The 20625-nt window shown below is 67.0% G+C and carries 19 protein-coding genes; 10 read left to right on the forward strand and 9 right to left on the reverse strand.

Annotation, left to right across the window (positions count from 1 at the left end):
• From AC3FJ6_RS20050 to wrbA, 3 genes are read right to left on the reverse strand one after another with little or no spacing between them, the layout of a single operon-like run.
• Positions 1 to 1425: an FAD-binding oxidoreductase gene (locus tag AC3FJ6_RS20050; protein ID WP_488773477.1), complete on the reverse strand. Its 1425-nt coding sequence runs from the start codon at positions 1423 to 1425 to the stop codon at positions 1 to 3.
• Between the two features lie 14 nt (positions 1426 to 1439).
• Entirely contained in the window at positions 1440 to 1838 is a 399-nt protein-coding gene (locus tag AC3FJ6_RS20055) for a DUF2069 domain-containing protein (protein ID WP_488773442.1), read from the reverse strand.
• The gene (gene wrbA / locus AC3FJ6_RS20060) at positions 1835 to 2431 is read right to left on the reverse strand and encodes an NAD(P)H:quinone oxidoreductase (protein ID WP_488773443.1); all 597 of its coding nucleotides are present in this window, start codon (positions 2429 to 2431) and stop codon (positions 1835 to 1837) included. The genes AC3FJ6_RS20055 and wrbA overlap by 4 nt, the downstream gene beginning before the upstream one ends.
• A 282-nt stretch (positions 2432 to 2713) precedes the next feature.
• On the opposite strand from wrbA, the gene AC3FJ6_RS20065 reads away from it, so the two are divergent.
• Entirely contained in the window at positions 2714 to 4045 is a 1332-nt protein-coding gene (locus AC3FJ6_RS20065) for a YihY family inner membrane protein (protein ID WP_488773444.1), read from the forward strand.
• A 34-nt stretch (positions 4046 to 4079) separates the two neighbouring features.
• Here the strand turns inward: AC3FJ6_RS20065 and AC3FJ6_RS20070 are convergent, their stop codons facing one another.
• From AC3FJ6_RS20070 to AC3FJ6_RS20080, 3 genes are read right to left on the reverse strand one after another with little or no spacing between them, the layout of a single operon-like run.
• Positions 4080 to 4397, reverse strand: a complete 318-nt coding sequence (locus AC3FJ6_RS20070) for an Mpo1-like protein (protein ID WP_488773445.1) — start codon at positions 4395 to 4397, stop codon at positions 4080 to 4082.
• Positions 4398 to 4433: 36 nt separating this feature from the next.
• Positions 4434 to 5249, reverse strand: a complete 816-nt coding sequence (locus AC3FJ6_RS20075; RefSeq protein WP_488773446.1) for an alpha/beta fold hydrolase — start codon at positions 5247 to 5249, stop codon at positions 4434 to 4436.
• Positions 5249 to 6559 carry an O-acetylhomoserine aminocarboxypropyltransferase gene (locus AC3FJ6_RS20080; protein ID WP_488773447.1) on the reverse strand — a complete coding sequence of 437 codons (1311 nt, stop codon included), beginning with the start codon at positions 6557 to 6559 and terminating at the stop codon, positions 5249 to 5251. Before AC3FJ6_RS20080 ends, AC3FJ6_RS20075 begins: the two co-directional genes overlap by 1 nt.
• Before the next feature lie 234 nt (positions 6560 to 6793).
• Between AC3FJ6_RS20080 and AC3FJ6_RS20085 the strand changes: the two genes are divergently transcribed.
• The 5 genes from AC3FJ6_RS20085 (at position 6794) to AC3FJ6_RS20105 (ending at position 12528) form a co-directional block, all read left to right on the forward strand.
• Positions 6794 to 7249, forward strand: coding sequence for a CBS domain-containing protein (locus AC3FJ6_RS20085; RefSeq protein WP_092595912.1), 456 nt, complete (start codon positions 6794 to 6796; stop codon positions 7247 to 7249).
• Positions 7250 to 7409: 160 nt separating this feature from the next.
• Positions 7410 to 9314 (forward strand): MFS transporter, encoded by a 1905-nt coding sequence (locus AC3FJ6_RS20090; protein ID WP_488773448.1) that lies wholly within the window; start codon positions 7410 to 7412, stop codon positions 9312 to 9314.
• Between the two features lie 2 nt (positions 9315 to 9316).
• Positions 9317 to 10093 (forward strand): glutathione S-transferase family protein, encoded by a 777-nt coding sequence (locus AC3FJ6_RS20095; protein WP_488773449.1) that lies wholly within the window; start codon positions 9317 to 9319, stop codon positions 10091 to 10093.
• A 120-nt stretch (positions 10094 to 10213) separates the two neighbouring features.
• On the forward strand, positions 10214 to 11317 hold the full coding sequence (gene aroC, locus AC3FJ6_RS20100; RefSeq protein ID WP_153948339.1) for a chorismate synthase: 1104 nt from the start codon (positions 10214 to 10216) through the stop codon (positions 11315 to 11317).
• Positions 11263 to 12528 carry an MFS transporter gene (locus AC3FJ6_RS20105; protein WP_488773450.1) on the forward strand — a complete coding sequence of 422 codons (1266 nt, stop codon included), beginning with the start codon at positions 11263 to 11265 and terminating at the stop codon, positions 12526 to 12528. The genes aroC and AC3FJ6_RS20105 overlap by 55 nt, the downstream gene beginning before the upstream one ends.
• On the opposite strand, the gene AC3FJ6_RS20110 is transcribed toward AC3FJ6_RS20105, so the two are convergent.
• Both AC3FJ6_RS20110 and AC3FJ6_RS20115 read right to left on the reverse strand, forming a co-directional pair.
• Positions 12525 to 13628, reverse strand: a complete 1104-nt coding sequence (locus tag AC3FJ6_RS20110) for an NAD(P)/FAD-dependent oxidoreductase (RefSeq protein ID WP_488773451.1) — start codon at positions 13626 to 13628, stop codon at positions 12525 to 12527. The genes AC3FJ6_RS20105 and AC3FJ6_RS20110 overlap by 4 nt on opposite strands.
• Before the next feature lie 39 nt (positions 13629 to 13667).
• Positions 13668 to 14369, reverse strand: coding sequence for a FadR/GntR family transcriptional regulator (locus tag AC3FJ6_RS20115; protein ID WP_488773452.1), 702 nt, complete (start codon positions 14367 to 14369; stop codon positions 13668 to 13670).
• 301 nt (positions 14370 to 14670) lie between these two features.
• On the opposite strand from AC3FJ6_RS20115, the gene AC3FJ6_RS20120 reads away from it, so the two are divergent.
• Positions 14671 to 15636 carry a flagellar brake protein gene (locus tag AC3FJ6_RS20120; protein WP_488773453.1) on the forward strand — a complete coding sequence of 322 codons (966 nt, stop codon included), beginning with the start codon at positions 14671 to 14673 and terminating at the stop codon, positions 15634 to 15636.
• A 71-nt stretch (positions 15637 to 15707) separates the two neighbouring features.
• Here AC3FJ6_RS20120 and AC3FJ6_RS20125 read toward each other — a convergent pair whose 3' ends face one another.
• A complete protein-coding gene (locus tag AC3FJ6_RS20125) occupies positions 15708 to 17387 on the reverse strand; it encodes an electron transfer flavoprotein-ubiquinone oxidoreductase (RefSeq protein WP_153948345.1) in 1680 nt (559 codons plus the stop codon).
• Between the two features lie 433 nt (positions 17388 to 17820).
• Between AC3FJ6_RS20125 and AC3FJ6_RS20130 the strand changes: the two genes are divergently transcribed.
• The 3 genes from AC3FJ6_RS20130 to AC3FJ6_RS20140 all read left to right on the forward strand — a co-directional run bounded on the left by AC3FJ6_RS20130 (position 17821) and on the right by AC3FJ6_RS20140 (position 20615).
• The gene (locus AC3FJ6_RS20130) at positions 17821 to 18606 is read left to right on the forward strand and encodes an SDR family oxidoreductase (protein ID WP_488773454.1); all 786 of its coding nucleotides are present in this window, start codon (positions 17821 to 17823) and stop codon (positions 18604 to 18606) included.
• Between the two features lie 108 nt (positions 18607 to 18714).
• Positions 18715 to 19314 carry a TRAP transporter small permease gene (locus tag AC3FJ6_RS20135; protein WP_488773455.1) on the forward strand — a complete coding sequence of 200 codons (600 nt, stop codon included), beginning with the start codon at positions 18715 to 18717 and terminating at the stop codon, positions 19312 to 19314.
• The gene (locus tag AC3FJ6_RS20140) at positions 19311 to 20615 is read left to right on the forward strand and encodes a TRAP transporter large permease (protein WP_194946531.1); all 1305 of its coding nucleotides are present in this window, start codon (positions 19311 to 19313) and stop codon (positions 20613 to 20615) included. The genes AC3FJ6_RS20135 and AC3FJ6_RS20140 overlap by 4 nt, the downstream gene beginning before the upstream one ends.
• The last annotated feature ends 10 nt before the right edge of the window (positions 20616 to 20625 follow it).

A 20625-nucleotide genomic window follows, 5' to 3' on the forward strand; every position in this document is an offset into this window, starting at 1 on the left:
TCACACGACCTTGCCCGGATTCATCAGTCCCTGCGGGTCCAGCGCCTGCTTGATCGCGCGCATCATGGCCAGTTCGACGTCGCTCTTGTAGCGGCGGTTTTCCTCCAGCTTCAGCTGGCCCAGGCCGTGTTCGGCCGAGATCGAGCCGTTGTGGGCGTGGACGCTGTTGTGGACGATCAGGTTGATGGCGTCCTGATGCTTGAGGAACTGGTCGTTGTCCACACCGACCGGCGGCGACACGTTGTAGTGCAGGTTCCCGTCGCCCAGGTGCCCGAACGTGACCATGCGCGATCCGGGGAAGGCGTCCTGCAGCAGCGCGTCGGTGGTCTCGATGAAATCGGCCACGCGCGAGATCGGCACGGCGATGTCATGCTTGACGTTCTTGCCTTCCTCCACCTGGGCCAGCGGAATATGCTCGCGCAGGTTCCAGAAATCGCGCGACTGCTGCACCGATTCCGCCACCACCGCGTCGGTCACCACGCCGGCGTCGAAGGCCGCTTCCATCATGGTCTCGAAGATGTGCCGGGCGTGGTCTTCGCTCTCGCTGTCGGACAGTTCCAGCAGCACCAGTTGCGGATGGTGCTCGCTGAACGGATAGCGCAGCTGCGGAAAGTGCCGGGTCACCAGGTCGATACACAGGGCCGACATCAGTTCGAAGCCGGTAAGCATGGCGCTGGCGTGCGACTGGGCGATGGCCAGCAGGGCCAGCGCGGCGCGCGGGCTCTTGACCGCGGCCAGCGCCGTCACGCGGGCGCGCGGCGCCGGGAACAGCTTCATCACGGCGGCGGTGATGACGCCCAGCGTGCCTTCGGCGCCGATGAACAGGTCGCGCAGGTCGTAGCCGGTATTGTCCTTGCGCAGGCCGCGCAGGCCGTCCCAGACCTCGCCGCGCACGTTGACCACCTCCAGCCCCAGGCACAGTTCGCGCGTATTGCCATAGCGCAGCACGGCCGTGCCACCCGCGTTGGTCGACAGGTTGCCGCCGATCGTGCAGCTGCCCTCGGCCGCCAGCGACAGCGGAAACAGCCGCCCATGCTCGCGCGCCACGTCCTGCAACTGCTGCAGGATCACGCCGGCTTCCACGGTGATGGTGTTGTTGAGCGGGTCCACCTGGCGCACGCGGTTCATGCGCTGCAGCGACAGCACCACCACGCCCTGCGCGGCGGATTCGCCAGCTCCGGGCGTGGCGCCGCCGCACAGGCCCGTATTGCCCCCCTGCGGCACCACGGCCAGCCGGTGCGCGTGGCAGGCGTGCATCACGGCGGCCACTTCCTCGGTGGTCCCGGGGCGCAGCACGGCCAGCGCGTCGCCGGTATAGCGGCGGCGCCAGTCGGTCAGGTATGGCGCCTTGTCGGCCGCATCGGTCAGCACGTTTTGCGGACCGATGGCGGCGCGGCAGAGATCGAGGAACGAGTCGGAATGCACGGCGGTCATGGCAGTCAGGAGGGTTGGGACGTTTTGGCGATGGCCTTGGCGCGGCGCTTGTAGGGCCGCAGGTACAGGATCGTGGCGACAAAGAACACCAGCGTCAGGGCCACCTCGCCCCAGGCCAGCCACGACGACGGGGCGCGGTCGCTGGTGGCGCGCACGATGCCCTCGGTGAAGTACAGCAGGATCAGCATCGACGACCACTGCATGGTGTAGCGGTTGCGTGTCCAGACGCCGCGCAGCACCGGCAGCAGCAGCACGCACTTCAGGACCAGCCACGATCCGCCCGGGCGCAGCGGCGCCAGGAACCATTCCCAGGCAATGCACAGCGCGATCAGCGCGATCAGGCTGGCCAGGCTCAGGCGCCAGAGCGGCTGGCTGTGCAGCGCGCGATCGTCGGGCGTCTTCATCGTGCGGCCAGCTTCAGGGCCGTCTGCGCCAGCCGGCGGCCCATGGCCGTGGCCAGCGCGGCTTCCTGGTCGGTGACCGGGCCGTGGTTGTCGACGTGCGCGTGGTGGCTGGGGCCGTAGGGCGTGCCGCCGGCCGTGGTGGTCATCAGGCCGGGCTCGGAATAGGGCAGGCCGACGATCACCATGCCGTGGTGCAGCAACGGCAGCATCATCGACAGCAGCGTGGTTTCCTGGCCGCCATGCAGGCTGCCGGTCGACGTGAACACGCAGGCCGGCTTGCCCGTCAGCGCGCCCGACAGCCACTGGGCGACCGTGCCATCAAGGAAATACTTCATCGGCGCGGCCATGTTGCCGAAGCGGGTGGGGCTGCCCAGCGCCAGGCCGGCGCATTCCTCCAGGTCGCGCAGTTCCGCATAGGGCGCGCCTTCGGGCGGAATGTCGGGCGCGGTGGCCTCGCAGACGGTGGATACGGGCGGCACGGTACGCAGGCGGGCCTGTGCGCCGGAGACGCTCTCGATGCCGGTGGCGATCAGTTCGGCGAGTCTGCGGGTGGCGCCGTGGCGGCTGTAGTAAAGGACGAGGATGTCGGTCATGAGCGGGACAGGCGCGCCGGGCAGGGACCGGCAGGGGCCGGCGCCATGGATAAGGGTGGAGAACGGCGCAAACGGCGCAAACGGTGGAATCAGCGTGAATCGGCGTGAATCGGCGTGAATCAGCGGAATCGGCGCCGCGGGACGATCCGCGTATTATAGTTGGGGCGCCGCCGGAAGTGACGCCCCCGATGCCGTGCCGGCCATGCCGGCGCCCCTGGCCCGGCGCGCAAGCGATGGACCGGCGTCGCATCCTTATTTGAAATCCACGGAGAAAGCCCCCGCATGTCCGCCGTCCGCATTGCCCGCCTGCGCAGGGAATGGAACCTGCAGAAGGTGCGCGCACTGGCCCGCTACGCGCTGCGCCGCGCCGGCGAAAACCGGCTGCCCCAGGTGGCCGCCAGCCTGACATTTACAACGTTCCTGTCCGTGGTGCCCGTGCTGACCGTGGCATTCGCGCTGCTGGCCGCGTTCCCGGTGTTTCGCGAGTTTCGCGGCCAGATCGAGGGCTTCCTGTTCCAGAACCTGATCCCGGGCGGCAATATCAGCGATTCGGTGTCGCGCTACCTTGGGCAGTTTTCCAAGAGCGCGCGCGGGCTCACCGCCCTGGGCCTGGGCGGCCTGATGGTGACGTCGGTACTGACCATGCTGACCGTGGAAGACGCGCTCAACGCCATCTGGCGCGTCAAGCGGCGCCGCCCGCTGGCGCAGCGGGTACTGGTGTTCTGGGCGGTGCTGACGCTGGGGCCGGTGCTGATCGGCGGCAGCCTGTCGGTCAGTTCGTACCTGATTTCGGTCTCGATGGGCTACGTCGGCAACCTGCCCTTCGGCATGAGCCTGCTGGTCGGGCTGATACCGATCGGCCTGACCGCGCTGGCCTTTGCCTTCCTCTACATGGCGGTGCCGTATGCCTACGTGGACTGGCGCGACGCGATCTTCGCCGGCATCGTGGCCGCCGTGGCCTTCGAAGTGGCCAAGCGCGCCTTTGGCTATTTCATTACCCATATTCCGACCTACACGGCCGTCTACGGCACGTTTGCCGTGCTGCCGCTGTTCCTGCTGTGGATGTATGTGAGCTGGCTGGTGACGCTGCTGGGCGCAACCATCGCGGCGAACCTGCCGGTGATCCGCGAAGGCCACTGGCGCCGCCGCACGTTCGCGGGCAGCGAGTTCTTCGACGCGCTGGGCGTGCTCTACGTGCTGTACCGCGCCCGCGAGGAAGTGCCGCGCAGCGTGGGAGAACTGGACATGGGGCGCAAGCTGCGGGTGGAGGCCGACTACCTGGCCGGGCTGCTGGCCAAGCTCAAGGCGCTGCACCTGGTGGGCAAGCTGCAGCAGGACCATGGCCAGGCGCACTGGGCGCTGCTGTGCGATCCGTCGCAGGTCACGCTGCGCACGCTGCACGACCGGCTGGTGCTGAACATGGCGCGCCTGCCGCGCACGGCGCTGGCGCAGCAGATGCAGGGCGTGGAAGTGCTGCGCGGCATCCTGGACAACCCGCAGCTGGACCAGCCGCTGGAAGCCGTGTTTCGCCAGCAGACCGCAAATGCGGCCGCCAACGAAGCGGCCGGCCCGGCAATCCAGGCGGTGCCGCCCGGCCGGCACGGGCAGGGCTGAGCGCGCCGCCGACGCCCCGCGTGCAGGCCCGGATTCAGAACGGGATCTTGCCGCGCAGGATATCGGCGTACATGACCCAGTCGCCCATCAGGCTGTAGAACGGGTGCCGGAAGGTGGCCGGGCGGTTCTTCTCGAAGCCGAAATGCCCGACCCAGGCAAAGGCATAGCCCGATACCAGCGCCGCCAGCAGCCACCAGGCGTTGCCGGTGACCACCAGCGTGACCAGGCAGGCCAGCGCCAGCGTGGAACCCGCGAAATGCAGCCGCCGGCAGGTGCGGTCGCGGTGCTCGCTCAGGTAGTACGGATAGAAATCGGCAAAGCTGGCGAATTCCTTGGCATGGACCTGGGCCATCGCAGTCTCCTGATTTTTGGTCTTTTTCCCATCTTTCTACAGTGTAGACCTTGCAAACGCGGCCAGCGCGTCGAGCACCTCGTCCGGTCTTTCGCCCATCATCGCGTGGCCGCTCGGCACCGTCACGACGCGGGCCTTGGGCATCTTGCCGGCCAGCGCCTGGGCCGCCTTCGGCGAGGTCATCATGTCCTTGCTGCCGACGATGAACAGCGCCGGGCAGGTCACGGCCGCGGCGGCTTCGTCGCCGTGGGCATAGCCATTGCAGGCCGAGAAATCGGTGTGGAACACATGGGCGCCGGGGTTGCGGGCGCTGACGCGCTCCATCAGCCGCTGGCTGCCGCCATGCATCCACGCGCCGGGCCCCGGCGACGACGGCTTGCTGGCCAGGCTGGAAATGGACCACTGGTTGACCATCGCGATGGCATCGCCTTCGCGGTGCAGCGCGGCGTCGAGCAGGGCGTCGGATACCTTCATCGGATACGCGGTGGCCAGCAGCCCGATGCCGCGCACGGCCTGTGGATGGCGGGCCGCGCATTCAAGCGCGATCAGCGACCCCATGCTGTGGCCGAACACCAGCGCCGGGGCCGTGACGCCGGCCGCGCCGGCCAATGCCATGACCCAGTCGGCCATGTCTTCGACGGTGGTCAGCGGCGCGCCCGCGCTGCGGTTGTGGCCGGGCAGGTCCACGGCCAGCACCGAGAAGCCGTGATTGGCGAACCAGCGCGTCTGCAGCCCCCAGACGCTGTGATCGTTCTGGGCGCCGTGGACGAAGATGGCACAGGGCAGGGCAGGGTCGAACGGCTTGCCGCCCGTGTAGGCATAGGCCGGGTGGCCGGAGACGGTCAGTTTCATTACGCCTTGCCCCCCATGGCCTTTTCGGCGGCCTTGAGACCGCGTTTCAGATCGTCGATCAGGTCGTCCGGATCTTCCAGGCCGATCGACAGCCGGATCGTACCTTCGCCAATGCCGGCGGCTTTCAGCGCGGCGGCGTCCATGCGGAAGTGCGTGGTCGATGCCGGATGGATCACCAGCGAGCGGGCATCGCCCACGTTGGCCAGGTGCGAGAACAACGCCAGGCTTTCGATAAAGCGTTGCCCGGCCTTGCGGTCGGCCTTCAGGTTGAAGCTGAAGACCGCGCCGCAGCCGCGTGGCAGTAGCCGTTTCGCCAATTCATGGTCGGGGTGCGATTCGAGTTCGGGGTAGGCCACCGATTCCACCATCGGGTGTCCGGCCAGGAACTGCACCACGCGGCGCGTGTTGTCGACGTGGCGGCTCATGCGCAGCGGCAGCGTCTCGATGCCCTGCAGCAGTTGCCAGGCGGCCATCGGATTCATGCACGCGCCAAAGTCGCGCAGCCCTTCGCGGCGGGCGCGCAGCAGGAACGGCGCCACCGTGCTTTCCTCGGTGAACACCATGTTATGGAAGCCCTCGTACGGCTCGGACAGTTCCGGGAATTTGCCCGAGGCCTCGAAATCGAACGTGCCGCCTTCGGCCAGCACGCCGCCGATGGTGGTGCCGTGGCCGCCCAGGAACTTGGTGGCCGAGTGGTAGAGCAGGCCGGCGCCATGGTCGAACGGGCGCAGCAGGTAGGGCGTGGTGAACGTGGAATCCACCAGCAGCGGAATGCGGTGGTCCTGGCCGATCTGGGCCACGGTGGCGATATCGAGCACGTCCAGGCCCGGATTGCCCAGCGTCTCGCCGAACAGCAGCTTCGTCTGCGGACGGATGGCGGCGCGCCAGGCGTCGATATCGCGCGGATTGACGAAGGTGGTCTCGATGCCGAAACGGCGCAGCGTGTAGTGCAACAGATTGTGCGAGCCGCCAAACAGCGCGGTGGACGCGACGATATGCGAGCCGGCCCCCATCAGCGTGGCCACGGCCAGGTGGAGCGCAGCCTGGCCAGAGGCCGTGCCGATGGCCCCGGCGCCGTTTTCCAGCGCGGCCACGCGTTCCTCGAACACGGCGACGGTGGGGTTGCTGATGCGCGAATAGACGTGACCGGCGCGTTCCATGTTGAACAGCGACGCCGCGTGCTCGCTGTCGCGGAACACGAACGACGTAGTCAGGTGGATCGGTGTGGCGCGGGCCCCGGTGGCGGGGTCGGGCGCGGCGCCGGCGTGCAGGGCCAGCGTGTCGAAGCGGCTGCCAGACGATGTGGACATGGCGGGAAGGGGCCCGGTTGGCCGGACCGCGGGTGGTTGTCTCCGACCGGCATCCTAGCACCATGCGCCACACGGGGCAGCCCGGGTTTTTCCCGCCGCCCGGCGGCCACGGGCCCGCCTGGCAGGCCTCTGGAGGCCGCGCTCGCTTTACTTGAGACGGCGGTTTGGGCTAGCATCGGCCATCAAACCTGCGCCACAGACCCTGCAATACAAGGCAGCCCCGGAGACACCATCATGAAAGTCAGCGACATCCTGCAGATCAAGGGCAACACGCTCTTTACCGTCACGCCGGATACGCCGCTGCAGCAGGCGATCCAGACCATGGCCGAGCACGACATCGGCTCGCTGGTGGTCATGGAGTACGGCGACCTCGTCGGCATGCTGACCTTCCGCGAAATCATCGAGGTGCTGGCCGCCAACAACGGCACGCTGGGCCCCGTGGGCATCCGCAAGGTCATGGACGACGCGCCGCTGACCTGCACGCCCGAAACCGACGTGAACGAGGTGCGCCGCATGATGCTCGAGCGCCACACCCGCTACCTGCCGGTACTCGAAAAACGCACGCTGATGGGCGTGATCTCGTTCTACGACGTGGCCAAGGCCGTGGTCGAAGAGCAGAGCTTCGAGAACAAGATGCTCAAGGCGTACATCCGCGACTGGCCGGAAGAAAAGGAACAGCCCGCGCGCTGAGCCCATGCCCGGTCCGGTGCCGCCCTGGCATCGGACTTCCTTCGGCGTGAGACTTGTCTGATTTAAGCGTCTCCCCATAGCCGATCCTGCCCGCTGCTGGCATGATGGCGGCGAACTGATGCCCCGGCGGGTCACCGGGGTCAACTCCTGTTTGCCATTGATGAGCCAACAAAGCCAGTTTCGCCTGCTTGGCGTGCGCCGTTTCGCCCCGTTTTTCTGGACGCAGTTCCTGGGGGCCATGAACGACAACGTCTTCAAGGTCGCCTTCACCTCGCTGGTCACCTATCACGCCGCGCTGTTCGACGGCGTCGATCCACATAGCGCCGCCTTTCTGATCTCCGCCATCTTCATCGCGCCGTTCGTGCTGTTTTCGGCCACCAGCGGGCAGATCGCCGACAAGATCGAGAAATCGCGGCTGATCCGGCTGGTGAAGTCGCTGGAGATCGGCATCATGCTGCTGGGGCTGGCCGGCTTCTACCTGCACAGCGCCACGCTGCTCTACATGGGCACGTTCCTGATGGGGCTGCACTCGACGCTGTTCGGGCCCGTCAAGTTCGCCTATCTGCCCCAGCATCTGGACCAGACCGAACTGGTGGGCGGCAACGGGCTGGTGGAAATGGGCACCTTCGTCGCCATCCTGCTGGGCACGCTGCTGGGGGGCGAACTGGCCGGCCTGACCGGCGCCGACGGCAAGGTGGTCGGGCCGCTCTACGTGGGCATGGTCTGCGTGGTCATCGCGCTGGCCGGGCGGGCCGTGTCGCAGGGTGTGCCGCTGTCTCTTGCGCCGCAGCCGGACCTGCGCATCAACTGGAACCCGTTTACCGAGACGTGGCGCAACCTGATCCTGGCGCGCCAGAGCCGTGTGGTGTTCCAGAGCCTGCTGGGCATTTCCTGGCTCTGGTTCCTGGGCGCCACGTTCCTGACCTCGTTCTTCAGCTTCGCCAAGGATGTGCTGGGCGGCGACCAGAACGTGGTCACGCTGCTGCTGGCCGTGTTCTCGGTCGGCATCGGCATCGGGTCGCTGCTGTGCGAGCGGCTGTCGGGGCGCCATGTGGAAATCGGCCTTGTGCCGTTCGGGTCGATCGGCATGACGGTGTTCGCGGTGGATCTCTATTTCGCCACGCATGGCCATGCCACGAGCGGCACGCTCAGCGGCGTGGGCGGCTTCCTGGCGCAGCCGGGCCACTGGCGGGTTCTGATGGACCTGTTCTGCGTGGCGATGTTCGGCGGCTTCTACAGCGTGCCGCTCTATGCGTTGATCCAGAGCCGCTCGGCGCCGACGCACCGGGCACGTATCATCGCCGCCAACAACATCCTGAACAGCTTCTTCATGATCGCCGCGTCGCTGCTGGGCGTGTTCATGACGCAGGCCGGCTATTCGATCCCGCAGCTGTTCCTGGTGGTGGGGCTGCTCAATGCCGTGGTGGCCATCTATATCTATACGCTGGTGCCCGAGTTCCTGCTGCGCTTCATCGCCTGGCTGCTCGTGCATACGATCTACCGGCTGCGCCGCGTGAATGCCGAGCGGATTCCGGAAGCGGGCGCCGCCGTACTGGTCTGCAATCACGTGAGCTTTGCCGATGCCGTGGTGCTGATGGCGGCCAGTCCGCGTCCGGTGCGCTTCGTGATGGATCACAATATATTCAAGGTGCCGGGGCTGTCGTGGTTTTTCCGCCAGGCCAAGGCCATTCCAATTGCGCCGGCGCGCGAGAACCCCGCACTGCTGGCGCGCGCCTACGACGCCGTGGCAGCCGCGCTGGAAGACGGCGAACTGGTCTGCATCTTCCCTGAGGGCAAGATCACGGCCACGGGCGAGATCAACCCGTTCAAGACCGGGGTCACGCAGATCATCCAGCGCACGCCGGTGCCGGTGGTGCCGATGGCGCTGCGTGGTCTGTGGGGCAGCTTCTTCTCGCGCAAGGGCGCGCCGGCCATGACCCGGCCGTTCCGGCGCGGCCTGCTGAGCAAGCTCGAACTGGTGGTAGGCGAGCCGGTGCCACCGGAGTCAGCCACCCCCGAAAGTCTGCAACAGATGGTGCTTGCCCTGCGCGGCGACTGGAAATAACGATGATCACCCTGTTCACGTTTGGTCCCGCGTTTGGGTTGCCCGACGCCAGCCCGTTCGTCATCAAGGCCGAGATGCTGCTGAAGCTGGCCGGTCTGCCCTACCAGACACGGCGCGGCAACGTGCGCCGGGCGCCCAAGGGCAAGCTGCCGTACCTGGACGACATGGGGCGGCAGGTGGCCGATTCGACGCTGATCCGCTGGCATATCGAAAAGACCTACCACGTGGATTTCGACGAGGGGCTGACGCCGGCCGAGCGCGGCGCGGCCTGGGCGGTGGAAAAGCTGCTCGAGGACAACCTCTACTGGGCCGTGGCGCGCGTGCGCTGGCTGGAAGGCGACAACTTCGAGCGCGGGCCGGCGCAATTCTTCAACGTGGTGCCCGGGCCGCTGCGCGGCATGGTCAAGGCGCTGGTCAAGCGCCGCGTGCGCCAGATGCTGTGGTCGCAGGGCCTGGGGCGCCATAGCGTGGACGACATGACCGCGATCGCGGTGCAGGGCGTGCAGGCCGTGGTCGACATCCTGGGCGACAAGCCGTATCTGATGGGCGACCGGCCATGCGGCGCCGACGCCACCCTGTTCGCGTTTGCGGCCAGCCTCCAGTCGCCGGTGTTCGAGACCCCGATCCGGGCCGCCGCGCAGTCGCACGCCAACCTGCAGGCCTACCTGGCACGCATGCGGGCGCAGTTTTATCCCGATTTCGTGGGCAGCGGCGTGTTCGCACCGGATTTCGGCCAGCCGGCGGCCGGCATTGGGGCCACCGCCGCCGCAAGCGCGTGAGTTGGCGTCGGGACCGGCGTCAGGCCGGCGTCCGGCGCCGCATGCCGCCGCCGAGGCGTCTGTCCGGACGCTAATGGCCGTACAATGTAGCCCGTCCCCCAATTCCTGCGCATTTCAACCATGTCTGGCAATACCCTCGGCCTGCTTTTCACAGTCACCACGTTCGGCGAATCGCACGGACCGGCCATTGGCGCGGTTGTGGATGGCTGCCCGCCGGGCATGTCGCTGACCGAAGCCGACATCCAGATCGATCTGGACCGCCGCAAGCCCGGCACGTCGCGCCATGTGACGCAGCGCCAGGAGCCGGACCAGGTGGAAATCCTGTCGGGGGTGTTCGAAGGCAAGACCACGGGCACGCCGATCTGCCTGCTGATCCGCAATACCGATCAGCGCAGCAAGGACTACGGCAATATCGTCGAGACGTTCCGCCCGGGCCACGCCGACTACACCTACTGGCACAAGTACGGCATCCGCGACTATCGCGGCGGCGGCCGTTCGTCGGCGCGCCTGACGGCGCCGGTGGTGGCCGCGGCGGCCATCGCCAGGAAGTGGCTGCGCGAGCAGTACGGCACCGAGATCCGGGGCTACATGTCGCAGCTCGGCGAAATCGAGGTGCCCTTCACTGACTGGAAGCATGTGCCGGAGAACCCGTTCTTCGCGCCGAATGCCGACATCGTGCCCGAGCTGGAAACCTATATGGATGCGCTGCGCCGCGATGGCGATTCCGTCGGCGCGCGCATCGAGGTCGTGGCCAGCGGCGTGCCGGTGGGCCTGGGGGAGCCGTTGTTCGACAAGCTCGACGCCGATATCGCGCACGCGATGATGGGCATCAACGCGGTCAAGGGCGTGGAGATTGGCGCCGGCTTCGACAGCGTGGCGCAGCGCGGCACCGTGCATGGCGACGAACTGACGCCAGAGGGCTTCCGCACCAACAATGCGGGCGGCGTGCTGGGTGGCATCTCCACCGGGCAGGACGTGACCGTGTCGCTGGCGATCAAGCCGACGTCGAGCATCCGCACCGCGCGGGAATCGATCGACAAGGCCGGCCAGTCGGCCAGCGTCGAGACGTTCGGCCGCCACGACCCGTGCGTGGGCATCCGTGCCACGCCGATTGCCGAAGCGATGCTGGCGCTGGTGCTGATGGATCACGCGCTGCGCCACCGCGCCCAGTGCGGCGACGTGCGCGTGGAGACCCCGCGCATCGCGGCGCAGGCCAAATCCTGAGTACCGCCTCATACCGGCCGCGGTCGATCGACCCGGCCACCTATCTCCGTTTCGGACTTTTCTACCTCGGCTACTACGGCTACGTCGGCGTCATCTCGCCGTATGTCAGCCTGTTCTTCGCCGATCGCGGCTTCTCGCCGGTGCAGATCGGCGTGCTGATGGCCTGCTTCCAGCTAAGCCGCATCGTCGGGCCGTATCTGTGGGGCTGGCTGTCGGACGTTACCCATACGCGCGTGAAGCTGCTGCGGCTGGCGGCCGTCGCGTCGCTGCTGGCGTTTCTGGCCGTGCCCGGCGTCCACAGTTATGGCGGCATGATGGCGATGATGATCGGGCTCAACCTGATTACCAGTGCCATGTCGCCATTGGGCGATGCGCTGACGATTTCCACGCTGCGCCGCCATGGCGCGTTCGACCACCGCTATGGCCGCGTGCGCATGTTCGGCTCGGTGGGGTTTATCGCGGCCGTGCTGCTGGGCGGCGCGCTGTTCGAACACTTCGGCATGCCGGCTTTCCCATGGCTGGCCAGTGCGATGCTGGCGCTGTTCGCCGTGGTGGTCTTCGGGCTGCGCGATGCCGAAGACGAAGGTCCGCGCGTGAAGCCGCCCCCGGCGTTGCCGCTGCTGCGCCGCCCCGACGTGGCGTGGTTCCTGGCGTCGGCCTTCCTGATGATGTTCGCCCACGCGGCGCTCTACGTGTTCTATTCGCTGTACCTGGAGCAACTGGGCTATAGCAAGATCGCCATTGGCGTGATGTGGACCATCGGCGTGGTGGCCGAGATCGTGTTCTTTTTCTATCAGGGGCGGCTGTTTGGCGCGCTGGCACTGCGCACGATCCTGGCGGGCACCTTCGTGCTGGCGGCATTGCGTTTCGGGGTGACCGGATACTTCGCGCAGTACGCCTGGCTGATGGCGGCCGTGCAGGTCCTGCATGCGGCCACGTTTGCCGCGCACCACAGCGCCAGCCTCAAGCGGCTGCAGCGTTGGTTCGCCGGGCCGCTGCAAGGGCGCGGGCAGGCACTCTATACAGGCATTTCCTACGGTCTGGGAGGCACGCTCGGCGGCCTGGTCATGGGGTGGACGTGGAAGACGCTGGCGCCGATGCACACGTTCGGCCTGGCGGCGCTGGCCGCGGCCCTTGGGGCCGGCTGCGCCGCGATGAGCTTCCGGGATGAACGCCCGGAGGCCCACCCGGAAGCTGCGACGCAGGCCTAGGCCAGCAATCCGGCCACTTTCTCGGCAATCGCCAGCGACGACGTCAGCCCTGGCGATTCGATCCCGAACAGATTGACCAGTCCCGGTACGCCATGCACCTGTGGGCCGTCGATGCGGAAATCGGCGGCGGTCTCGCCCGGGCCGCTGATCTTCGGGCGGATACCAGCGTAGCCCGGCTGCAGGGCGCCATCGGCCAGGGCCGGCCAGTAGCGGCGCACCTCGTCATAGAAGCTGTCGGCGTCGTGCGGTGGCACGCTGTATTCGATCTCGTCGATCCAGCGCACATTGGGGCCAAAGCGCGCCTGACCGCCCAGGTCCAGCGTCAGGTGTACACCCAGGCCGGCGGCTTCGGGCACCGGGTAGATCAGGCGCGAGAACGGCGCCCGGCCAGCCAACGTGAAATAGCAGCCCTTGGCGTAGAACTGGCCAGGAATGTGCTCGGGCGGAATGCCGTCGATGCGGCGCGCCAGTTCGGGCGCGGTCAGGCCCGCCGAGTTGACCACCGTGCGGGCCAGCAGCGTCGTTTCGCCATCTTCTCCGGCCACTTCCAGCCGAATGCCATCGGGCGTGACGGCGCCCGATGCCACGGGCGACTGCACGGCCAGCATCGCGCCGGCCTGTTCGGCATCGCCCAGCAGGGCGGTCATCAGGCCGTGGCTGTCGATGATGCCGGTCGATGGCGACAGCAGGGCGGCATGGCATTCGAGCTGGGGCTCCAGGGCGCGCGCTTCGTCGCGCGTCAGCAGGTGCAGGTCATGCACGCCATTGGCCTCGGCCTTGGCACGGATGCCGGCCAGCGTGGCCACCTGGGCCTCGCTGGTGGCGACGATCAGCTTGCCGCAACGCTGGTGCGTCACGTGGTGGCTGGCGCAATAGTCATACAGCATGGCTTTGCCGCGCACGCATAGCTCGGCCTTGAGCGAGCCGGCGGGATAGTAGATGCCGGCATGAATGACTTCGCTGTTGCGGGCGCTGGTGATCGTGCCGAACGCGTTTTCGGCTTCGAGGATGATGACCTCGCGGCCCTGCTGCGCCAGCGCGCGTGCCACGGCCAGGCCCACCACACCGGCGCCAATCACGACGCAATCCACGTTTTCCATCTGTCTGCTCCTTGTTCGGTCTTTTCCGATGTCTGGTGTTCAGTCGAGGCCCATCCGTTGCGCAGCGGCGCTTAGGTGGGCGGATGCGGCGGCGCGCGCGGCTTCGGGGTTGCTGGCGGCGATGGCATCGACCAGTGCCGCATGTTCGGCGTCGGCGGCACGCGGCGCCCCCTGGGCAGCGTGGAGCCGGGCGCTGTTTTCCCATGCGTGCTGGCGCGCCACCAGCAGCTGCTGGCTGACGAAGTCGGTCAGGCCCGTGAAACACGGGTTATGGGCGGCCTGCGCGATGGCGTGATGAAACGCGATGTCGGCCGCCGCCGCACTGGGGAAATCGGCGCCGTGGCGCTGCATGCTGGCCAGGGCGTCGCGGATCCGCCGCAAATCGGCGTCGGTCCGGCGCAGCGCCGCCATTTCAGCGCAGGCCGTTTCCACGACCCGCCGCAGTTCGAACAGTTGCGCCAGGGTGGGGCCGCCGTCCGGCGTGCTGGCCACGCGCCAGACCTGGCCGCCGGGCGTCTCGGACACATAGGCGCCGGAGCCCTTGCGCGTGATCAGCACGCCGTCGGCCTTGAGCAGGGCAATGGCCTCGCGCACGATGGGCCGGCTGACATCGAATGCATCGGCCAGCGCCGCCTCGGCTGGCAGGCGCGCGCCGGCGGCAAAGCGTCCGGCGGCAATGTCGTCGCGCAAGGTCTGGGCGATGCGGCTGGCAAGCGAAGCGGGGCGAGGCAGGCGATCCATGTTGATCCGGTATGCTGTCAGGCTGTCTGACAGCTTTTCGTCGAACGCTGATTCTGCAAGGTCGAATGACGGCCGTCAAGCGGCGATTCACCTGCCGGTGGCCGAATGACGGTGACGGCACATAAACGGTCTCGAAAGCGAACGCCCCCAAGGTGGGGGTCAAGGTTCTGTCACATTGGTCGATAGCTGACGCATCAGGATCGGTGTGTCCGTCACAGGTGATGGCAGGCAACGGTCCGTCACGATTTCCTCGCGTCGGCGCACCGTGTGCCGGCGCGTTTCATGGAGAGTCCGCTACGCCATGATTCCGCTTACGCCGCAAGACCTGCCCGTTGGGCAGCCGCTTCCCTGGTCCTTGCTGGACGGACAGGGCAACCTGATGCTGGGCAGCGGCAGCATCATTCCAGATGCCCGCGATCTGGCGCTGATGTTCCGGCACGGCACGGTTTGCCGGCCTGACGACATGCCCGAAGCCGGCAACGAGCCCGACGCCCTGGCCGGCACGCGCCTGAGCGCAGGACCGCTGGGCCTGCAGGTGGGAACGCTGCTGCACGTGAAGACCCCGGGAGAGCAGTCGCGGGCCGCCGCAAGCCGCCTGATCGGCTTTATCGAACAGGGGCTGTTTGTCACCTGGCCGACGCTGGGCGGGCGCGAACTGGCCGTGCGTGCCGGCGAAGACCTGCTGCTGCGCGGATTCTCCGGGCACGCCATCCACAGTTTCACGTCGACGGTCACGGCGGTATGCCGCAGCCCGTTCCGATACCTGGTTCTGTCGGCGCCGGCCCAGACGGAGCAGATGCCGGTGCGCCGCGCCGCGCGCGTCCCCACGCGGCTGGCGGCCTATCTGGTCGATGCCGATGAGGCGGGTGCCGAGGCGGACGAAGGTGGCCACGGCGGCGACGCTGGCAACGGTATCGACAACGCCCCCGGCCAGACCGTCCCCGATCTGACCGTCGACCAGCGCATGGGCGAGGGCCTGGCGCGGCTGGGACTGCTGTCCGACCTCAGCACCGGCGGCGCGCTGGTGCAGACGTCGTCCCCAGCCCCAGCGGTGGGACAGAAGGTGCGGCTGCGCTTCCAGTTGCGCACCGGCGCGCTGGACGCCGAAGTCCTGATCGATGCCACGGTGCGCAGTGCGCCGGGGCAGGAAGATGAGGAGTTCCCCGCGTTCGGCGTGGCGTTCGACGCGCTGGGCGAGCGCGAGCTGACGCTGCTGCAGTGCTTTATCTACGAGCAGCTGCTGGCCACGACCTGCATGCCGGTCTGATCCGGCGGTGCGCAAAGCGAAACGCCGGCCACTGGCCGGCGTTCTCCGTGACTGCGCGGGGGCGCAGCGGCTTACATGCCCACGTAGTTCGGGCCGCCACCACCTTCCGGCGTGACCCAGACGATGTTCTGCGTCGGGTCCTTGATGTCGCAGGTCTTGCAGTGCACGCAGTTCTGCGCGTTGATCTGCAGGCGTTCCTTGCCATCGTCGTTCTGCACGAATTCGTACACGCCGGCCGGGCAGTAGCGCGACTCGGGGCCGGCAAACTTGTCCCAGTTGACGTTCACCGGCACGCTGGCGTCCTTGAGCGTCAGGTGAGCGGGCTGGTTTTCTTCGTGGTTAGTGTTGCTGATGAACACCGACGACAGGCGGTCGAACGTGAGCTTGCCGTCCGGCTTCGGATACTCGATCTTCTGGCACTCGGCGGCCGGCTTCAGGTACACGTGGTCCGGCTTGGTGCGGTGGATGGTCCAGGGCGGGTTGCGGATGCCGAGCTTCGGCAGCAGCCACTGCTCGATGCCGGTCATCAGCGTGGCCGTGGTGCGGCCCTTCTTGAACCATTGCTTGAAGTTCTTGGCCTGCAGCAGTTCCTTGTGCAGCCAGCTCTGCTCGAAAGCCGCCGGATAGGCCGTCAGTTCGTCGTGCTGGCGGCCGGCTTGCAGCGCGTCATAGGCGGCTTCGGCGGCCATCATGCCGGTCTTGATCGCGGCGTGGCTGCCCTTGATGCGCGATGCGTTCAGATAGCCGGCATCGCAGCCAACCAGCGCGCCACCCGGGAACACGGTCTTGGGCAGCGACAGCAGGCCGCCAGCCGTGATGGCACGGGCGCCATAGCCGATGCGCTTGCCGCCTTCGAAATACTGGCGGATTTCCGGATGGGTCTTGAATCGCTGGAATTCCTCGAACGGCGACAGCCACGGGTTGGTGTAGTCCAGACCCACCACGAAGCCGACGGCGACCTTGCCATCTTCCATGTGATAGAGGAACGAACCGCCGTACGTGGCCGGATCGAGCGGCCAGCCGGCCGTGTGCACCACCAGACCGGGCTTGTGCTTGGCCGGATCGATTTCCCACAGTTCCTTCAGGCCGATGCCGTAGCTCTGCGGATCGCGGCCGGCGTCGAGCTGGTACTTCGCGATGAGCTGCTTGCCCAGGTGGCCACGCGCGCCTTCGGCGAAGATCGTGTACCTGGCATGCAGTTCCATGCCAAGCTGGAAGTTCTCGGTAGGCTCGCCTTCCTTGTTGATGCCCATGTTGCCGGTGGCCACGCCCTTGACCGAACCGTCGTCGTTGTAGAGCACCTCGGCTGCCGGAAAGCCCGGGAAGATTTCCACGCCCAGCGATTCGGCCTGCTGGCCCAGCCAGCGCACGAAGTTCGACAGGCTGACGATGTAGTTGCCTTCGTTGTGGAAGCACTCGGGCAGCAGCGGGGCAGCCTTGGAGCCGGATTCGTCCAGGAACAGGAACTTGTCCTCGGTGACGGGCTGGTTCAGCGGGGCGCCCAGTTCCTTCCAGTTCGGGATCAGCTCGTTCAGCGCGATCGGGTCCATGATCGCGCCCGACAGGATATGCGCGCCGGGCTCCGAGCCCTTTTCCAGCACGCACACATTGACGTCGCCGCCTTTTTCCGCGGCAAGCTGCTTCAGGCGGATGGCGGTGGCCAGGCCGGCGGGACCGCCGCCGACGATGACCACGTCATATTCCATGGCTTCGCGCGGGCCGAACTGCTCGACGAGCTGTTGCTGATCCATTGTCTCTTACCCTCAGTTTCTTCTGGGCGGCAATACTGCCGCATGGTGCAGCCCTCTCCAGGCGTGCGGATTGTGGGATGCGGTAATCGTGGCTCTGCGGAACCTGGGCCGTCCGGGGGTGCGAGGCGGGTTCGACGTATGGCGGCACGCGCCTGCCCGATGCGGGCGCGGCGCGGCATGCGCGCTGACCTGGCTATCGGCGGGTGACCGGGCCGGATCTAGGCGTTTTTCCTCTTTCCCTTTGGGGACCAAGTTCTTAGAATCTCCGGCATTGTCCGGGACTCGACACCCTCAGGCAAGACATTTTTTTGAACGACCGTTCTTTTTTTTGATAAGCTGCGGCCGTATATCGGCAGGTGCCTTGCCAGGCGCCCGCGATGCGGAACAGCGGGCCGTGCCGGGCCGGCGCGGCTGCTCCCACACCGAGGTAACTATGGGTTTGTCGATCAATCTGGAAGGCAAGGTCGCGCTGGTGACCGGGGCGTCGAGCGGACTGGGTACGCGGTTTTCCCATGTTCTGGCTGCGGCCGGTGCCAAGGTCATCCTGGCCTCGCGCCGCGTGGAGCGACTCAAGGAGTTGCGGGCAGCGATCGAGGCCGATGGCGGCAGCGCGCACGTGGTGCGGCTGGACGTGACCGACCCCGACAGCATCCGCGCCGCCGTGGCGCACGCCGAAACCGAGGCCGGCTCCATCGATATCCTGGTGAACAACTCGGGCGTGTCCACCACGCAGAAGCTCACCGATGTCACGGCCGACGACTTCGATTTCGTCTTCGATACCAACACGCGCGGTGCGTTCTTCGTGGCCCAGGAAGTGGCCAAGCGCATGATCGCGCGGGCCAAGGGCGCCGAGAAGACGGGCAATCCGCTGCCGCAGGCACGCATTATCAATATTGCGTCAGTGGCCGGTCTCAAGGTACTGTCGCAGATTGGTGTCTACTGCATGAGCAAGGCCGCCGTGGTCCACATGACCAAGGCCATGGCTCTGGAGTGGGCGCGTCACGGTATCAACGTGAACGCGATCTGCCCGGGCTATATCGACACCGAAATCAACCACCACCACTGGGATACCGACGCGGGGCAGAAGCTGATCCAGATGCTGCCGCGCAAGCGCCTGGGCCAACCCGAAGACCTCGATGGCCTCTTGCTGCTGCTGGCGTCCGATGCATCGCGCTTTATCAATGGCGCGGTGGTCACTGCCGACGATGGCATGGTCTGACCGCTGACCCTTTTGGGGCGGGGGTGGGCCTAGAAGAATAAGCAACAGGAGAAACGTCTCGGACGGCCAACTGGCCAGAGGCGGCCCGGAACCGGAGGCCGGGTTTTGATGGCTCAAGAAGAACAGGCACGGCGCGACGCCGGGCCGCAGCACGTCGTCGATTCGGTGATCGTTCCCGAAGCCGCCGACGAGGCGCGCGACAGCGAATTCCGCATTTCACCGCGTATCGAGGACTGGGTTGGCGTCATGGTGATGGTGTTGCTGGTGGCCATCACGTTTGCCAACGTGGTGGTCCGCTATTTCACCGACGAATCGTTCGCGTGGACCGAGGAATTCTCGGTCTTCCTGATGATCGTGCTGGCGCTGGTGGCCGGCAGCGCCGCCGTGGCGCGCGACCGCAATATCCGTATCGAGTATTTCTTCGAGCGGGGCAGCGCGGCGCGCCAGAAGCGGCTCGCCGTCCTGTCGGCCCTGGCCGTGGCGGTGATGTTCCTGGCGCTGGCGGTGCTCGGCGCGCGGATTACCTGGGATGAATACGCGTTCGGCGAGACCTCGCCGGGCATCGGCGTGCCAAGCTGGTGGTATTCGATCTGGCTGCCCGTGCTGTCGGGCGCCATCGCGCTGCGCGCGCTGGCGCTGGCCCTGCGCAACGTGCGCGCGCTGAAGGCCCTCCATGCAGCGAACAAGGATGGAGGCCAGCCGCAATGACGCTGGTTGCCATCATTCTCTTCGTGGTGTTCATCGGCCTGATGCTGTTGGGCGTGCCGATCGGCGTGTCGCTGGGGCTGGGCGGCCTGGTGGCCATCGGCCTGTCGAACCTGGACACGCAGATGTTCGGCCTGCTGGCCGTGCCGCAGAACTTCTATGCCGGGCTGGCCAAGTATCCGCTGCTGGCGATTCCGATGTTCGTGCTGGTGGGGTCGATCTTCGACCGCTCCGGCGTGGCGCAGCGGCTGGTGACCTTTGCCATCGCCATCGTCGGGCGTGGGCCGGGCATGCTGCCGCTGGTGGCCATCCTGGTGGCGATGTTCCTGGGCGGGATTTCCGGCTCGGGCCCCGCCAACGCGGCCGCCGTGGGCGGCGTGATGATCGCGGCGATGTCGCGCGCCGGGTATCCGGGTTCGTACAGCGCGGCGGTGGTGGGCGCGGCGGCGGCCACGGACATCCTGATTCCGCCTTCGGTGGCCTTCATCATCTATAGCGTGCTGGTGCCGGGCGCGTCGGTGCCGGCGCTGTTCGCGGCCGGCATGGTCCCGGGCATCCTGGCCGGCGTGGCGCTGATCGTGCCGGCCGTGTGGCTGGCGCGCAAGCACAACATGGGGCATATCGAGGCTGCGCTGCCGCGCCCGCCGTTCTGGAAGAGCCTGCGCGAGGCCGCGTGGGGGCTGGTGGCGCCGTTCCTGATCCTGGGTGGCATGCGCGCGGGCTGGTTCACGCCCACCGAGGCCGCCGTGGTGGCGGTGGTGTACGGCCTGTTCGTCGGCATGGTGATCTACCGCAGCATTGGCATGCGCGACCTGTTCACCATCTTCCAGGAAGCGGCCGAAACGTCGGCCGTGATCCTTCTGGTGGTGGCGCTGGCCGGCATCTTTGCCTACGCGCTGTCCACGCTGGGCGTGATCGACCCGCTGGCCAACGCCATTGCGCATTCTGGCCTGGGCGAATACGGCGTGCTGGCGCTGATCGTGCTGCTGCTGATGACGGTGGGCATGTTCCTGGACGGCATCTCGATCTTCCTGATCTTCGTGCCGCTGCTGCTGCCCATCGCCAATGCCTTCCACTGGAACCCGGTATGGTTTGGCGTGGTGCTGACGCTGAAAGTGGCGCTGGGCCAGTTCACGCCGCCGCTGGCCGTGAACCTGATGGTGTCGTGCCGTATCGCCCGCGTGCGCATGGAAGAAACGGTGCCCTGGGTGATCTGGATGCTGCTGGCGATGTTCATCGCCATGCTGATGGTGCTGGCTTATCCGCCGCTGGCCACCTGGCTGCCCGACTACCTGGGCTACTGATTTGAACGAC

The organism is Cupriavidus sp. 94F1, assembly GCF_057798875.1.

Coding starts and splice junctions, on each gene's coding strand:
- AC3FJ6_RS20055 (WP_488773442.1), bottom strand. CDS start 1,838: ATGAAGACGCCCGACGATCGCGCGCTGCACAGCCAGCCGCTCTGGCGC.
- wrbA (WP_488773443.1), bottom strand. CDS start 2,431: ATGACCGACATCCTCGTCCTTTACTACAGCCGCCACGGCGCCACCCGC.
- AC3FJ6_RS20065 (WP_488773444.1), top strand. CDS start 2,714: ATGTCCGCCGTCCGCATTGCCCGCCTGCGCAGGGAATGGAACCTGCAG.
- AC3FJ6_RS20070 (WP_488773445.1), bottom strand. CDS start 4,397: ATGGCCCAGGTCCATGCCAAGGAATTCGCCAGCTTTGCCGATTTCTAT.
- AC3FJ6_RS20075 (WP_488773446.1), bottom strand. CDS start 5,249: ATGAAACTGACCGTCTCCGGCCACCCGGCCTATGCCTACACGGGCGGC.
- AC3FJ6_RS20080 (WP_488773447.1), bottom strand. CDS start 6,559: ATGTCCACATCGTCTGGCAGCCGCTTCGACACGCTGGCCCTGCACGCC.
- AC3FJ6_RS20085 (WP_092595912.1), top strand. CDS start 6,794: ATGAAAGTCAGCGACATCCTGCAGATCAAGGGCAACACGCTCTTTACC.
- AC3FJ6_RS20090 (WP_488773448.1), top strand. CDS start 7,410: ATGAGCCAACAAAGCCAGTTTCGCCTGCTTGGCGTGCGCCGTTTCGCC.
- AC3FJ6_RS20095 (WP_488773449.1), top strand. CDS start 9,317: ATGATCACCCTGTTCACGTTTGGTCCCGCGTTTGGGTTGCCCGACGCC.
- aroC (WP_153948339.1), top strand. CDS start 10,214: ATGTCTGGCAATACCCTCGGCCTGCTTTTCACAGTCACCACGTTCGGC.
- AC3FJ6_RS20110 (WP_488773451.1), bottom strand. CDS start 13,628: ATGGAAAACGTGGATTGCGTCGTGATTGGCGCCGGTGTGGTGGGCCTG.
- AC3FJ6_RS20115 (WP_488773452.1), bottom strand. CDS start 14,369: ATGGATCGCCTGCCTCGCCCCGCTTCGCTTGCCAGCCGCATCGCCCAG.
- AC3FJ6_RS20120 (WP_488773453.1), top strand. CDS start 14,671: ATGATTCCGCTTACGCCGCAAGACCTGCCCGTTGGGCAGCCGCTTCCC.
- AC3FJ6_RS20125 (WP_153948345.1), bottom strand. CDS start 17,387: ATGGATCAGCAACAGCTCGTCGAGCAGTTCGGCCCGCGCGAAGCCATG.
- AC3FJ6_RS20130 (WP_488773454.1), top strand. CDS start 17,821: ATGGGTTTGTCGATCAATCTGGAAGGCAAGGTCGCGCTGGTGACCGGG.
- AC3FJ6_RS20135 (WP_488773455.1), top strand. CDS start 18,715: ATGGCTCAAGAAGAACAGGCACGGCGCGACGCCGGGCCGCAGCACGTC.
- AC3FJ6_RS20140 (WP_194946531.1), top strand. CDS start 19,311: ATGACGCTGGTTGCCATCATTCTCTTCGTGGTGTTCATCGGCCTGATG.